The sequence below is a fragment of the Paraburkholderia bannensis NBRC 103871 genome, from assembly GCF_000685015.1.
Lineage (GTDB): Bacteria > Pseudomonadota > Gammaproteobacteria > Burkholderiales > Burkholderiaceae > Paraburkholderia > Paraburkholderia bannensis.
Window position 1 is genome coordinate 299,160 of the sequence record NZ_BAYA01000001.1, and the last position, 13,031, is coordinate 312,190.

Genomic DNA, 13,031 nt, shown 5'->3' on the forward strand with positions numbered 1-13,031 from the left:
CCCCTGCCGTGGCCCTGCTTCCGGGCCGTCAAGATTCAGGCTGGCGACTGGCCAATCCCGGCTAGAGTCGCACCCAAAACAGCTTCTAACGAAAAAATCCGCCCTTCCGTGGTGCGGATTGCCCCCGTTTTTCGATTTGTTCGCAAAATCAGACGACTTGGGTATGCCGATTGGCGCCGACGTTCTATTTCCTGTGTACCAAGGATTTTCATGACTTCGAGCAATACCCAAAGCCCCCTCGACGCGATCGCTAACGACGCCCTCGGTCTCGACGCTGCTGCCGCCGCTTCCACGGAAGCCCCCGCGCAAGCCGCCGACGCACCCGCAGGCCCGACGTTCGAATCGCTCGGTCTGTCGCCGGAGATCGTCTCCGCGCTGATCGCAGCGGGCTACAAGGCTCCGACGCCCGTTCAGGAACGCGCCATTCCTGCCGGCATCGCGGGCCGCGACCTGCTGGTCTCCAGCCCGACCGGTTCGGGCAAGACCGCAGCCTTCATGCTGCCGGCCATCGAGCGCTTCGCGCAGATGCAAAAGGCACAAGCCGCACAACCGCGTGAGCCGCGCCCGCAAGGCGCTGCCGCTCAAGGCCAGCAAGGCCGCTCGCGCCGTCCGCAACAACCCGTCGCCCGTCCGGGCCTGCTCGTTCTCACGCCCACGCGTGAGCTCGCCATGCAGGTGACGACGGCCGCCGCGAACTACGGCAAGCATCTGCGCCGTCTGCGCACCGTCAGCATCCTGGGCGGCGTGGCCTACGGCCAGCAGCTCATGCTGCTCGCGAAGAACCCCGAGATTCTCGTGGCGACCCCGGGCCGTCTGCTCGACCACCTCGAGCGCGGCCGTATCGACCTGTCCGAACTCAAGATGCTCGTGCTCGACGAAGCCGACCGCATGCTGGACATGGGCTTCATCGACGACATCGACACGATCGTCGCCGCTACGCCGGAAACGCGTCAAACGATGCTGTTCTCGGCCACGCTCGACGGCAAGATCGCCGCTGTGACCGGCCGCCTGCTGAAGGATCCGGAACGCATCGAGATCGTGCGCAAGGTCGAAGCCGCTTCGAACATCGCGCAAACCGTGCATTACGTGGACGACCGCGATCACAAGGATCGTCTGCTCGACCACCTGCTGCGCGACGAGAAGCTCGACCAGGCTGTCGTGTTCACGGCAACCAAGATGGACGCCGACCAGCTGGCCGGCAAGCTTGCCGACGCCGGTTTCGAAACGGCTGCCCTGCACGGCGACCTGCCGCAAGGCGCGCGTAACCGCACGATCCGTGCGCTGCGCGAGCGTCGCGTGCGCGTGCTGGTGGCAACGGACGTCGCTGCTCGCGGTATCGACATCCCGGGCATCACGCACGTGTTCAACTACGACCTGCCGAAGTTCGCGGAAGACTACGTCCACCGTATCGGCCGTACGGGCCGTGCGGGCCGTTCGGGCACGGCTGTGAGCCTCGTGCACCACGCCGAGCAAGGCGCGCTCAAGCGCATCGAGCGTTTCGTGCGCGGCACGCTGCCGGTCAACGTCGTCGAAGGTTTCGAGCCGCGCAAGGCGCCGCCCGCAAACCGTGGCTTTGGCGGCCGTGGCCGTCCGGGCGGCGGCAACGGCGGCGGTGGCCGTCGCTTCGGCAGCGGTAGCGGCAAGCCGGGTGGCTACGGCAACAACCGTGGCGGCGAGCGCAGCTTCGGCGACCGCAACAGCAACGGCGGCGAACGCAGCTTCGGCGACCGTAACAACAACGGCGGCGATCGCAACGGCAACAGCTGGGGCAACCGCTCGGAAAACTCGCGCGGCGGCTACGGCCAGCAACGTGAAGGCGGCTACGGCGCATCGCGCCGCGAAGGCGGCGGCAACGATCGTGGCGGCTACGGCCAGCCGCGCGGCGAAGGCTTCGGCGGCCGCTCGCGTGAAGGCGGCTACGGCGCACGCCGCAACGACGGCCCGCGTGGCGCACGTCGCGACAGCTAAGCCAATGCGCTGACCTCGCAATGATGCGGGCGGAATGAAGGTTCCGCCTGTCTCACGCGAGTCACGATCGGCAGATAGAAAGACCGGTGCTCAAGCACCGGTCTTTTTTTTGCCTGTACGTACCATTTCACGATACGAAAAACCTTTTTCCTTGGTAAAAAATCGTGTTGCGTGGCACAAACACCCCCATTGCAAGATGGAAAACGACGTTTCCCATCGCGAAATGTACCAAATAAATACTTGAATTTATTGAATTAAAAAACAAACAATTGTCCCATTGCCGGTCTGTTGCACAGCGGTCGATTTGCCTAGACTCTTATATAAGAGTTCGCGAACCGCAGCGCGCCTTGCAACGCACCGGGACGCAGGCTTCACGAAGTTCAGCAGCTCAGCAGTTCCGATCAGCGGTTCACCTACCAGGCCATCAGGACACAGAAGGAGCTCACCATGTCGACTCGTCAACAGCAAGCACAGCAACTTCAACAGCAATGGGACACGGATCCGCGCTGGAAGGGCATCAAGCGCAATTACACGGCTGAAGACGTCGTCCGTCTGCGTGGCTCGATCCAGCCCGAGCACACGCTCGCGAAGCACGGCGCAGAAAAGCTCTGGCACGGCGTGAACAACGAGCCGTTCATCAACGCGCTCGGCGCCCTCACCGGCAACCAGGCGATGCAGCAGGTGAAGGCCGGCCTCAAGGCGATCTATCTGTCGGGCTGGCAGGTCGCGGGCGACGCCAACCTCGCGGGCGAAATGTATCCCGACCAGTCGCTGTACCCGGCCAACTCGGTGCCGCAGGTGGTCAAGCGCATCAACAACACGCTCACGCGCGCCGACCAGATCCAGTGGTCGGAAGGCAAGAATCCCGGCGACGAAGGTTACGTCGACTTCTTCCAGCCGATCGTGGCCGACGCTGAAGCGGGCTTCGGCGGCGTGCTCAACGCGTTCGAGCTGATGAAAGCGATGATCGAAGCGGGCGCGGCCGGCGTGCACTTCGAAGACCAGCTCGCCTCGGTGAAGAAGTGCGGCCACATGGGCGGCAAGGTGCTCGTGCCGACGCGCGAAAACGTCGCCAAGCTCACCGCCGCGCGCCTGGCCGCCGACGTCTGCGGCGTGCCGACCGTGCTGCTCGCCCGCACCGACGCCGAAGCCGCCGACCTCGTCACCTCGGACATCGACGACAACGACAAGCCGTTCCTCACCGGCGAGCGCACCGTCGAAGGTTTCTTCCGCACCCGCAACGGCCTCGATCAGTCGATCTCGCGCGGCCTCGCCTACGCGCCCTACGCCGACATGATCTGGTGCGAAACAGGCAAGCCGGATCTGGAATTCGCAAAGCAGTTCGCCGAGGCGATCCACAAGGAATTCCCGGGCAAGCTGCTCTCGTACAACTGCTCGCCGTCGTTCAACTGGAAGAAGAATCTGGACGACGCGACCATCGCGAAGTTCCAGCGCGAGCTGGGCGCGATGGGCTACAAGTTCCAGTTCATCACGCTCGCGGGCTTCCACTCGCTGAACTACTCGATGTTCAACCTGGCGCATGGCTATGCGCGCCAGAACATGAGCGCGTTCGTCGAGTTGCAGCAGGCCGAATTCGCCGCCGCCGAAAAGGGCTTCACCGCCGTGAAGCATCAGCGCGAAGTGGGCACGGGTTATTTCGACGCCGTGACGCAGACGGTCGAGCGCAACGCGTCGACCACGGCGCTGCACGGCTCGACGGAAGACGAGCAGTTCTTCGAGCAGAAAGACCAGAAGGTGGCGTAAGAGCAGGAAACGAGCTAATGCGGGGGCGAGCCGTCTGCGCGCTAGCCTTGTGTTGGCCTCGTGATGGCCGATGGTGCGGTTGTTTCAGCGTGGGGGGCGGCAACGGTGGCCGGCGTGCGAGTCCTTGGCGGGACGCGCCGGCTGCCGTTGCCGCTGTAGTACCCGATGCCTGGGTACCTGGGTATCTGGCCGAAGCAGCCGCCGCTAGCGATACACGATCACTGGAATCTTCGTATGGGTCAGCACGCGCTGGGTCTCGCTGCCGATGAGCAGGCTGCCCAGCCCGCGCCGCCCGTGCGAGGCCATGAAGATTACGTCGCAGCCGCAGTTTTCGGCGGCTTCGATGATGCCGAGGTACGGCGAGGGATGGACGCTCACGCAGCTGTCACAACTCACGCCCACGCTGCGCGCCGCCTCCTCCACCTCGTCCAGATGCGCGCGTGCTTCGCGCTCGCTGCGCGTCTGGAAATCGCCGGGCAGTTCGATCACGACATCGGCGTAGGGCGAGTAGGGATATTGCGGCAGGCAGGCGTAGGCCGTGATTTGCGCGCCCACCGTGCGCGCAAGGTCGATCGCGCCGTCGATGGCCTTTTTCGACAGATCCGAGCCGTCGGTCGGAACGAGGATGTGCTTGAACATGGCGCCCTCCGTGTGCGTCTGGGGCTGCGGGCCGGCCTCATTTCGATTGTAGTGCGCGAAGAAGCGCCGCAACTCCGGCCTACGGGCTTCTCCGCATAGTGGAAACGCGCAGTCCGGCGCCGCGCCAGGCGAGCTCGCGGCGAGCCGCCTCAGTCCTGGCCCCAGTAACCCGGTTGACCGTAGGTATGCTTGAGATAGTCGAGAAAGAGGCGCACGCGCAGCGGCAGATGGCGGCGCTGCGGAAACACGGCATGGATGCCGATGGGCGGCGCGGCGTAGGCGTCGAGCACGCTCGCGAGCCGGCCCGCCGCGATATCGTCGCCGACTTCCCACCACGAGCGCCACGCGAGGCCGTGGCCTTCGAGACACCATTCGTGCAGCACCGCCCCGTCCGAGCACTCCATCGTGCCGGACACCCGGATCTGCACCACCTTGCCCTCTTCCTGGAACGTCCAGCCGCGCTGCTGATTCAGGCTCGCGCCGAACGCGAGGCAGTTATGGCGCGCGAGATCGGCGGGCGTGTCCGGTGCGCCGCGCCGCGACAGATACGCGGGCGACGCTACCACCACGCGCCGGTTTTCACCGAGCTTGAGCGACACCAGCGACGAATCGGGCAGTTCGCCCAGGCGCACCGCGCAGTCGAAACCTTCGTTGACCAGATCGACGAGACGGTCGGACAGATCGAGCGTGATCGTCACGTCCGGGTGCGCGGTCGTGAAATCGGGCACGAGCGGCGCGACGTGACGCCGCCCGAAACCCGCCGGTGCGGACACGCGCAAGTGCCCGCTCGCCTTGACGCCGCCCGCGGAAACGCTCGCCTCCGCGTTCTGCAGTTCGTGGATGATGCGCTGGCAATCTTCGAGAAATGCCGATCCTTCGAAGGTCAACGTGAGCCGACGCGTCGTGCGCACGAGCAGCTTCACGCCCAGGCGCTCCTCCAGCGCGTCGATGCGCCGGCCGATGATCGCGGGCGCGACGCCCTCGGCCTGGGCGGCGGCGGAAAGGCTGCCCTTCGCGGCAACGGTAGCGAAGGTTTCAATCTGTTTGAAGCGATCCATGAGCACGCCTGTAGCAGAAAACATGAGGTCGGCGCCCAGATTAGGTGGGTAAAAGTAAAAGATCAAGTGATCTTTCCCGACTTTTTCCACCATTGCACTCATGAATACAATGCTCCTCGACCTCTTATGGAGTGCAAGGCTATGTCGGCCACAACGACAATCCACCATCCCAAGGCAGTGATATTCGACGCGTACGGCACGCTTTTCGACGTGCACTCGGTTGTCGCCGCCGCCGAGCAGATGTTCCCCGCCCAGGGCGAGGCGCTGTCGCAGCTCTGGCGTCTCAAGCAGATCGAGTACACGCAGCTGCGCACGCTGTCGGATACGGCAGGTGCACGCTACAAGCCGTTCTGGGAGATCACGCTCGACGCGCTGCGCTACGCGGCGCGCCGTCTGAACCTGCCGCTCACGGGTGCGGGCGAAAAGCGCCTGATGGACGAATACGCCTGCCTCTCCGCCTTCCCCGATGTGCTGCCCGTGCTGCGCCGTCTGCGCGAGCCGCGGGAAGGCGGCTCGCGTCTGGGTCTCGCGATTCTCTCGAACGGCAATCCGCAGATGCTCGACATCGCCGTGAAGAGCGCTGGCATGAACGGCCTCTTCGATCACGTGCTGTCGGTCGATGCGGTGCGCGCCTACAAGCCATCGGCAGCGGCCTACTCGCTCGGCACCAACGCATTCGACGCCGCGCCGCGCGACATCGTCTTCGTGTCGTCGAACGGCTGGGACGCCGCGGGAGCCGGCTGGTTTGGCTACACCACGTTCTGGATCAATCGCCAGCGGCTGCCCGCCGAAGAACTGGGCGTCGCGCCGCACGGCACCGGCGGCGGCATGGCCGAACTCGCCACCTTTCTTGCTTCACTTTCCGACACCGCCGCAACCGCCGAACGAAGCCGCCCCCGCCCCAGCCCGGGCGCATGACGGCAGCGTTCAGCCAGCACGGTAATAACAACACCCACGCATTCCAATCTGACCGACCAAGGAGTTAGCAAATGGCGAACACGTTGCAACTGCCGCAAGGCATGCAGATCACGGCCGAGATCCAACCCGGCTTCGAACAGATCCTCACGCCCGAGGCGCTCGAACTCGTTGCGAAGCTGCACCGCGCATTCGAGCCCCGTCGTCAGGAATTGCTGAAGGCGCGCGTCGAGCGCACGAAGCGCCTTGACGCAGGCGAGCGCCCTGACTTCCTCGCGGAAACGAAGTCGATCCGCGAAGGCGACTGGAAGATCGCGGCGCTGCCGAAGGATCTCGAATGCCGCCGCGTGGAAATCACCGGCCCGGTCGAGCGCAAGATGATCATCAACGCGCTGAATTCGGGCGCGGATTCCTACATGACCGACTTCGAGGATTCGAACGCGCCGAACTGGGACAACCAGATCACCGGCCAGATCAACCTCAAGGACGCCGTGCGCCGCACGATTTCGCTGGAACAGAACGGCAAGTCGTACCAGCTCAACGACAAGATCGCCACGCTGATCGTGCGTCCGCGCGGCTGGCACCTCGACGAAAAGCACGTCACCGTCGACGGTCAACGCGTGTCGGGCGGTATCTTCGACTTCGCACTCTTCCTTTTCCACAACGCGAAGGAACTGATCTCGCGCGGCAGCGGCCCGTACTTCTATCTGCCGAAGATGGAAAGCCACCTCGAAGCGCGCCTGTGGAACGACATCTTCGTCGCGGCGCAGGAAGGCGTGGGCATCCCGCGTGGCACGATCCGCGCGACCGTGCTGGTCGAGACGATCCTCGCCGCCTTCGAAATGGACGAAATCCTCTATGAGCTGCGCGAGCACAGCTCGGGCCTCAACGCTGGCCGCTGGGACTACATCTTCTCGGCGATCAAGAAGTTCAAGAAGGACGCGGACTTCTGCCTCGCCGATCGTTCGCAGATCACGATGACGGTGCCGTTCATGCGCGCCTATGCGCTCGAACTGCTCAAGACCTGCCACAAGCGCAACGCGCCGGCGATCGGCGGCATGAGCGCGCTCATTCCGATCAAGAACGACGCGGCGGCCAACGACAAGGCGATGGGCGGCGTGCGCTCGGACAAGGCACGCGATGCGGGCGACGGCTACGACGGCGGCTGGGTTGCGCACCCGGGTCTCGTGCCCATCGCGATGGAAGAGTTCGTGAAGGTGCTCGGCGACAAGCCGAATCAGATCGGCAAGCAGCGCCCCGACGTCAACGTGACGGGCAAGGACCTGATGGACTTCCGCCCGGAAGCGCCGATCACCGAAGCCGGTCTGCGCAACAACATCAACGTCGGCATCCACTACCTGGGTTCGTGGCTCGCGGGCAATGGCTGCGTGCCGATCCACAACCTGATGGAAGACGCCGCAACGGCTGAGATCTCGCGCTCGCAGGTGTGGCAGTGGATCCGCTCGCCCAAGGGCAAGCTCGAAGACGGCCGCAAGGTCACGGCAGAACTCGTGCGCGGACTGATCGCGCAGGAGCTGGACAAGGTGAAGGCGTCGGTGGGCGGCGATACCAAGCCGTACGATCGCGCGGCGCAGATCTTCGAACAGATGTCGACGTCGGAGAACTTCGTCGAATTCCTGACGCTGCCGCTGTACGAAGAGATCTAAGTACTTGTTGATCGCCTGAAATGTTAAGGCGATGAAGGGATGTCAAAAAGGATGTCAAAAGGCCCAGCGGATGCGAGTCCGCCGGGCCTTTTTTATGTGCAGACGCATTTAGCGCGCGAGACGATGGGCGATCCAGTCGCCGCCGTGGATCTGCGGAAGACCTTGTGCCGCGCGTTGCGTCACCGGGTAGAACAGGCATTCGATCTGCGCGCCCTGCACGTCCACATTCACCTGGCACGACAGAAACTCGCCTTCGACGCCGGGATGCACCTCCTCGATTTCGTCCAGCACGGGCACGAGCGCTTCGTCGATTTCGTAGACGTCGCCGAGCACCGGCGCGGCCTGCGCATCGGCGATCATGCCCGGATAGCGGCCGAAATCGTACAGTCGCCCCGCCACGCTCGACTGGCCGACAAGGCGCGGTTCGCGGATCGCGTGACGCGCCGCTGCGAGCGTGATGTCGTTGATTTCACCGGCGCGCAGCGTGCCGTAGACGAATACGTATTTCATGCCTTGCGCTCCTGTGCGGCGGCTACCCGAATGCGGGCCGAAAAAATATCGGCAGCATTATGCTGCCTGACGCGCCTGGCGTGGGCGCATTCTCACGACGCTGTCCGCGCGACGCTGTCCGCGCGACGCCACACCCGCCTAAAATGATGCCGACAGAATCGTCCGGACTCGCCATGCCCTCCGCTTCGCCACCCTTGCCGCTGGACACGTTGCCGCCCGCCGAACTCGCCGATATTCCACGCGAGTTCGAGCCGAGCAGCGAGCACCCGATTCGCGTGCGCTCGCGGCCCATGGCGGCGGGCGTGCGGATCGCGCGGCATACGCATGCGTGGGCGCAGCTCGCCTACGCTTCGCGCGGCGTGCTGCGCATGGCCACGCCCGGCACGACATGGATGGTGCCGCCGTCGCGTGCCATCTGGGTGCCGCCGCACGTCACGCACGAAGTGTCCATCGTCGAGGATGCGTTTTTGCGCACGCTCTATGTCGATGCGTCGGTGATTCCGCCGGGGCTGGACGCCTGTCGCGTGGTGGAGGTATCGGGGCTGCTGCGCGAGGCGATCGCCGCGTTCGACGAGCGCGCCATCGGCCCTGCGCGCGAGCGGCTACTGGGCGCGGTGGCTTTAGACGAGATCACGCGCTCCGCGCCCCTGCCGCTGGCCGTACCGATGCCCGAGGAAAAGCGGCTGCGCTCGCTGTGCGAAGCCTTGATCGCCGATCCGGCCGGGCCAGGCTCTCTCGAACATTGGGCCGCGCAGGTCGGCGCAAGCACACGCACCATCGCACGGCTGTTCCGCCAGGAACTGGGCGTGAGTTTTTCGCAGTGGCGTCAGCAGGCGATCCTCGCGCGCGCGATTCCGCTACTCAATCAGGGCAAGCCGATGTCGGTCGTCGCACAGGAGCTCGGCTATCAAAGCCAGAGTGCGTTTTCGGCGATGTTCCGGCGTGCCTTCGGCGAAAGTCCGCGCGCGTTCATTGCGCGCGGTACGGGCGAGCGCGAAGACAATCAGCGCGAAGAAGACGTGACCAACGACGAGCCGATCGCGGCGCCGCACGACGCCTGATCGATTAGTCGTTCGAGAAGTCACTCAGGAAGCGGCGGCTCAGACCAGCCGCGTCATGTGCCGGATCGAACCCAGCCGCGCGAGTCGCGGCCCCGCCACCCGGTAGCCCATGCGCAGATAGAGCCGCGCCGCCGGGTTATCGACGAACACGCGCAGTTGCAGTTCGCGCAGGCCGCGTTCGCGCGCCCAGCGATGCGAGATGTCGAGCAGAAAGGTGCCCGCGCCGTTGCCGCGATAGCCTTCGGCGATCTGCACGTCGCGGATATGCAGCGAATCGTTCTCCTGCGTCACGCGCAGCACGCCAATGGCCTCGCCATCGAGTTCGAGAATGAAATTTTCCGATTCGCGGTAACTGGCGAGAAAAAGATCGCCGCGCCAGATCAGATGATGCCGCTGGTAGTAGCCGCCCATGTTGCGGCGCGTAAGCGCCTCAGCGAACTCGAAGTCGTCCATGGAGGCGTGGCGCAACTGGAAGCGCGACGGAATGTCGTTCGGTGCGAACATGGCAATCAGGCGGCAAATAAGGCGGCTATCGCGAAAATTCGAGGTTTCGACAACGCTACGATAACGCGCGAGCGCAGGCAATGGCCGTTTGTCCGTACTGACAGGAAATGTCGCGAGCGGCGACGGAATGAAGATCGAGAGAAGAACGAGAGGAGAAATAGAAAAAGCCCGCTGGTTTGACCCAGCGGGCTTTAATCTGGCGGAGCGGACGGGACTCGAACCCGCGACCCCCGGCGTGACAGGCCGGTATTCTAACCAACTGAACTACCGCTCCAGCTTGCTGCATCACCGGCGGGCGTTGGTTAGACCCGCTGGCGGCGTCGCCGCTACAACTCGTGGCGCCACTTGAATTTGGCGTCCCCTAGGGGATTCGAACCCCTGTACTCACCGTGAAAGGGTGATGTCCTAGGCCTCTAGACGAAGGGGACAACACAGGCTTGCGCCTTGAACTACATGCTACCCGAATTAACGGATAACTTTAAGCTGGCGGAGCGGACGGGACTCGAACCCGCGACCCCCGGCGTGACAGGCCGGTATTCTAACCAACTGAACTACCGCTCCAGCTTGATGCTCCATCACCAGCAAGAACCAACCGATTCCCGCTGGCAGCGTCGCCGCTACTACTTGTTGGCGCCACTTGAATTTGGCGTCCCCTAGGGGATTCGAACCCCTGTACTCACCGTGAAAGGGTGATGTCCTAGGCCTCTAGACGAAGGGGACAACACAGGCTTACGCCTTAAACTTATACAGCTACAACTAAAAAGCCCACTCACGCTTTCTGAGCGGGCTTCTATCTGGCGGAGCGGACGGGACTCGAACCCGCGACCCCCGGCGTGACAGGCCGGTATTCTAACCAACTGAACTACCGCTCCAACTTCGACACGACAGATGAGCGTCACTTCCCTCACCTGCTGCAACGTCAACCACGTTGACGACGCCTATGTCTGGCGTCCCCTAGGGGATTCGAACCCCTGTACTCACCGTGAAAGGGTGATGTCCTAGGCCTCTAGACGAAGGGGACATGATCTTTGCAGATAATGCCTTGCTACACTTTACTGCTAAATACTCTGTTTTGTTGGTGGAGGTAAGCGGGATCGAACCGCTGACCTCTTGCATGCCATGCAAGCGCTCTCCCAGCTGAGCTATACCCCCTTGCAAAACAGAAGCGAAATTTTAAACTGCATTTTTTCGCTTGTCAAGCACTTTCGAATCATTTTTTTACTACGCTTTGAAGTTTTGGCGAAACTTCGTTGCTTGATTCGAGGTACTTTCCGCAAGATCTGCTGCTTTTCTTGCGTTCCCCGTTCAGAGGAGACCGAATACTACAGGACTTCTTGCCCCGGCGCTAGTGCCAGAGCAAGAAAACTTCAATTTTTTTACAGAGCCGCAGAAATGCCCTTTTCGATGCGGCTCACGACCGCATCACGGCCGAACAATTCGAGCACCGCGTCGATGGCCGGCGTGTGCGTCGTGCCCGCCACGAAGAGGCGCACCGGCATGGCCAGCTGCGGCATCTTGAGCTTGTGCGTGGCAAGCGTTGCCTTGAAAGCCGCCGAGATCGCCGCCTTCTCCCACTCCGCAGCCTTGAGCGCCGTCAGCAGATCGGCCAGCGCCGGGCGCACCGCGTCGGTGACGTGCTGGGCGACGGCATCGGCTTCCGGCTGCGGCTCGCGGTAGAACATGGCGGCGCTTTCGGCCACTTCCTTGATCGTGTTGGCGCGATCCTTGAACAGCGCGACCACGCCTTCGAGCGGTGCGCCCTTAGCGAGCGCCGCGTCGTCCACGCCCAGTTCGGCGAGGAACGGCTTCGCCAGTTCGGCCAGACGCGCGTTGTCGACGCTCTTCAGGTAGTGGTTGTTGAGCCAGTTGAGCTTGTTGTGGTCGTACTGGGCCGGCGACTTGCCCAGGTGATCGAGGTCAAACCACTCGACGAACTGCTCGCAGGTGAACACTTCGGCGTCGCCATGCGACCAGCCCAGACGCGCGAGGTAGTTCAGCACCGCTTCCGGCAGATAGCCAGCGTCGCGGTAGCCCATCACGCTCATCGCGCCATGGCGCTTGCTCATCTTCTCGCCCTGCTCGTTCAGCACGGTCGGCAGATGGGCGTAGACCGGCGGCTCGCCGCCCAGCGCGCGCAGAATGTTGATCTGGCGCGGCGTGTTGTTCACGTGGTCGTCGCCGCGGATCACGTGGGTGATCTTCATGTCGAGGTCGTCCACCACCACGCAGAAGTTATACGTGGGCGTACCGTCCGGGCGTGCGATCACGAGATCGTCGAGTTCTTCGTTCGAGATTTCGACGCGGCCCTTCACCGCATCGTCCCATGCGACCACGCCCGTCAGCGGGTTGCGGAAACGCAGCACCGGCTGCACGCCTTCGGGCGGCGTCGGCAGCACCTTGCCCGGCTCCGGACGCCACGTGCCGTCGTAACGCGGCTTCTCGCCGGCTTCGCGCTGGCGCTCGCGCAGCGCGTCGAGCTCTTCGGTCGACATGTAGCACGGGTAGACGAGGCCTTGCTGCTGCATCTGCGCGAGCACTTCGCGGTAACGATCCATGCGCTGCATCTGGTAGAAAGGGCCTTCGTCGAAATCGAGGCCGAGCCAGGCCATGCCTTCGATGATCGCGTCCACGGCTTCCGTGCTCGAACGCTCGACGTCGGTATCCTCGATGCGCAGCACGAAGACGCCCTTGTTGCGGCGCGCGAAGGCCCACGGATAAAGCGCGGAGCGGATATTGCCGAGGTGGATGAAGCCGGTCGGGCTCGGCGCAAAGCGGGTACGGACGGGAGTCGTGGTCATGGGCGAATACTCGAGGACGGTGTCGTCTCGCGACCGGTTGGTGCGACCTCGCGCGTGACGAGGGAGGCCAATCCGGCGGCGGTGGACGGCGTAGGTTCGCGGCGCAAGGCGCGTGGCGCGGCGCCGGAAGCGAACGAAAAACCGGGA

Annotated in this window: 10 protein-coding genes and 7 tRNA genes; 5 read left to right on the forward strand and 12 right to left on the reverse strand. The window is 63.7% G+C overall.

Annotation, left to right across the window (positions count from 1 at the left end):
• Positions 1 to 210 precede the first annotated feature (210 nt).
• Together BBA01S_RS01325 and aceA are read left to right on the forward strand one after the other, a co-directional pair.
• Positions 211 to 1,968 carry a DEAD/DEAH box helicase gene (locus tag BBA01S_RS01325; protein ID WP_027814855.1) on the forward strand — a complete coding sequence of 586 codons (1,758 nt, stop codon included), beginning with the start codon at positions 211 to 213 and terminating at the stop codon, positions 1,966 to 1,968.
• 447 nt (positions 1,969 to 2,415) lie between these two features.
• Positions 2,416 to 3,732 carry an isocitrate lyase gene (gene aceA / locus BBA01S_RS01330; RefSeq protein WP_027814856.1) on the forward strand — a complete coding sequence of 439 codons (1,317 nt, stop codon included), beginning with the start codon at positions 2,416 to 2,418 and terminating at the stop codon, positions 3,730 to 3,732.
• 204 nt (positions 3,733 to 3,936) lie between these two features.
• Here aceA and BBA01S_RS01335 read toward each other — a convergent pair whose 3' ends face one another.
• Entirely contained in the window at positions 3,937 to 4,371 is a 435-nt protein-coding gene (locus tag BBA01S_RS01335; protein ID WP_027814857.1) for a universal stress protein, read from the reverse strand.
• Between the two features lie 149 nt (positions 4,372 to 4,520).
• Positions 4,521 to 5,429 (reverse strand): LysR family transcriptional regulator, encoded by a 909-nt coding sequence (locus BBA01S_RS01340; RefSeq protein WP_027814858.1) that lies wholly within the window; start codon positions 5,427 to 5,429, stop codon positions 4,521 to 4,523.
• A 141-nt stretch (positions 5,430 to 5,570) separates the two neighbouring features.
• On the opposite strand from BBA01S_RS01340, the gene BBA01S_RS01345 reads away from it, so the two are divergent.
• Positions 5,571 to 6,347 (forward strand): haloacid dehalogenase type II, encoded by a 777-nt coding sequence (locus BBA01S_RS01345; protein ID WP_027814859.1) that lies wholly within the window; start codon positions 5,571 to 5,573, stop codon positions 6,345 to 6,347.
• A 71-nt stretch (positions 6,348 to 6,418) separates the two neighbouring features.
• The gene (aceB, locus tag BBA01S_RS01350; RefSeq protein WP_027814860.1) at positions 6,419 to 8,011 is read left to right on the forward strand and encodes a malate synthase A; all 1,593 of its coding nucleotides are present in this window, start codon (positions 6,419 to 6,421) and stop codon (positions 8,009 to 8,011) included.
• A gap of 108 nt (positions 8,012 to 8,119) precedes the next feature.
• Here the strand turns inward: aceB and BBA01S_RS01355 are convergent, their stop codons facing one another.
• Positions 8,120 to 8,521 carry a gamma-glutamylcyclotransferase family protein gene (locus tag BBA01S_RS01355; protein ID WP_027814861.1) on the reverse strand — a complete coding sequence of 134 codons (402 nt, stop codon included), beginning with the start codon at positions 8,519 to 8,521 and terminating at the stop codon, positions 8,120 to 8,122.
• Positions 8,522 to 8,694: 173 nt separating this feature from the next.
• On the opposite strand from BBA01S_RS01355, the gene BBA01S_RS01360 reads away from it, so the two are divergent.
• Entirely contained in the window at positions 8,695 to 9,582 is an 888-nt protein-coding gene (locus BBA01S_RS01360) for an AraC family transcriptional regulator (RefSeq protein WP_042295579.1), read from the forward strand.
• A gap of 39 nt (positions 9,583 to 9,621) precedes the next feature.
• Here the strand turns inward: BBA01S_RS01360 and BBA01S_RS01365 are convergent, their stop codons facing one another.
• The 9 genes from BBA01S_RS01365 to gltX all read right to left on the reverse strand — a co-directional run bounded on the left by BBA01S_RS01365 (position 9,622) and on the right by gltX (position 12,884).
• A complete protein-coding gene (locus BBA01S_RS01365) occupies positions 9,622 to 10,086 on the reverse strand; it encodes a GNAT family N-acetyltransferase (protein WP_027814863.1) in 465 nt (154 codons plus the stop codon).
• Positions 10,087 to 10,283: 197 nt separating this feature from the next.
• Positions 10,284 to 10,360, reverse strand: a tRNA-Asp gene (locus BBA01S_RS01370).
• Between the two features lie 78 nt (positions 10,361 to 10,438).
• Positions 10,439 to 10,514 (reverse strand) — tRNA-Glu (locus BBA01S_RS01375).
• 56 nt (positions 10,515 to 10,570) lie between these two features.
• Positions 10,571 to 10,647 (reverse strand) — tRNA-Asp (locus BBA01S_RS01380).
• A gap of 83 nt (positions 10,648 to 10,730) precedes the next feature.
• Positions 10,731 to 10,806, reverse strand: a tRNA-Glu gene (locus tag BBA01S_RS01385).
• A gap of 75 nt (positions 10,807 to 10,881) precedes the next feature.
• Positions 10,882 to 10,958 (reverse strand) — tRNA-Asp (locus BBA01S_RS01390).
• A gap of 73 nt (positions 10,959 to 11,031) precedes the next feature.
• Positions 11,032 to 11,107, reverse strand: a tRNA-Glu gene (locus BBA01S_RS01395).
• Positions 11,108 to 11,162: 55 nt separating this feature from the next.
• A tRNA-Ala gene (locus BBA01S_RS01400) sits at positions 11,163 to 11,238 on the reverse strand.
• Between the two features lie 224 nt (positions 11,239 to 11,462).
• Positions 11,463 to 12,884, reverse strand: coding sequence for a glutamate--tRNA ligase (gene gltX / locus BBA01S_RS01405; protein ID WP_027814864.1), 1,422 nt, complete (start codon positions 12,882 to 12,884; stop codon positions 11,463 to 11,465).
• Positions 12,885 to 13,031: the final 147 nt, after the last annotated feature.

Excerpts from the sequence above, each read along its gene's own strand:
- BBA01S_RS01325 (WP_027814855.1), top strand. The coding sequence starts at position 211 with ATGACTTCGAGCAATACCCAAAGCCCCCTCGACGCGATCGCTAACGAC.
- aceA (WP_027814856.1), top strand. The coding sequence starts at position 2,416 with ATGTCGACTCGTCAACAGCAAGCACAGCAACTTCAACAGCAATGGGAC.
- BBA01S_RS01335 (WP_027814857.1), bottom strand. The coding sequence starts at position 4,371 with ATGTTCAAGCACATCCTCGTTCCGACCGACGGCTCGGATCTGTCGAAA.
- BBA01S_RS01340 (WP_027814858.1), bottom strand. The coding sequence starts at position 5,429 with ATGGATCGCTTCAAACAGATTGAAACCTTCGCTACCGTTGCCGCGAAG.
- BBA01S_RS01345 (WP_027814859.1), top strand. The coding sequence starts at position 5,571 with ATGTCGGCCACAACGACAATCCACCATCCCAAGGCAGTGATATTCGAC.
- aceB (WP_027814860.1), top strand. The coding sequence starts at position 6,419 with ATGGCGAACACGTTGCAACTGCCGCAAGGCATGCAGATCACGGCCGAG.
- BBA01S_RS01355 (WP_027814861.1), bottom strand. The coding sequence starts at position 8,521 with ATGAAATACGTATTCGTCTACGGCACGCTGCGCGCCGGTGAAATCAAC.
- BBA01S_RS01360 (WP_042295579.1), top strand. The coding sequence starts at position 8,695 with ATGCCCTCCGCTTCGCCACCCTTGCCGCTGGACACGTTGCCGCCCGCC.
- BBA01S_RS01365 (WP_027814863.1), bottom strand. The coding sequence starts at position 10,086 with ATGTTCGCACCGAACGACATTCCGTCGCGCTTCCAGTTGCGCCACGCC.
- gltX (WP_027814864.1), bottom strand. The coding sequence starts at position 12,884 with ATGACCACGACTCCCGTCCGTACCCGCTTTGCGCCGAGCCCGACCGGC.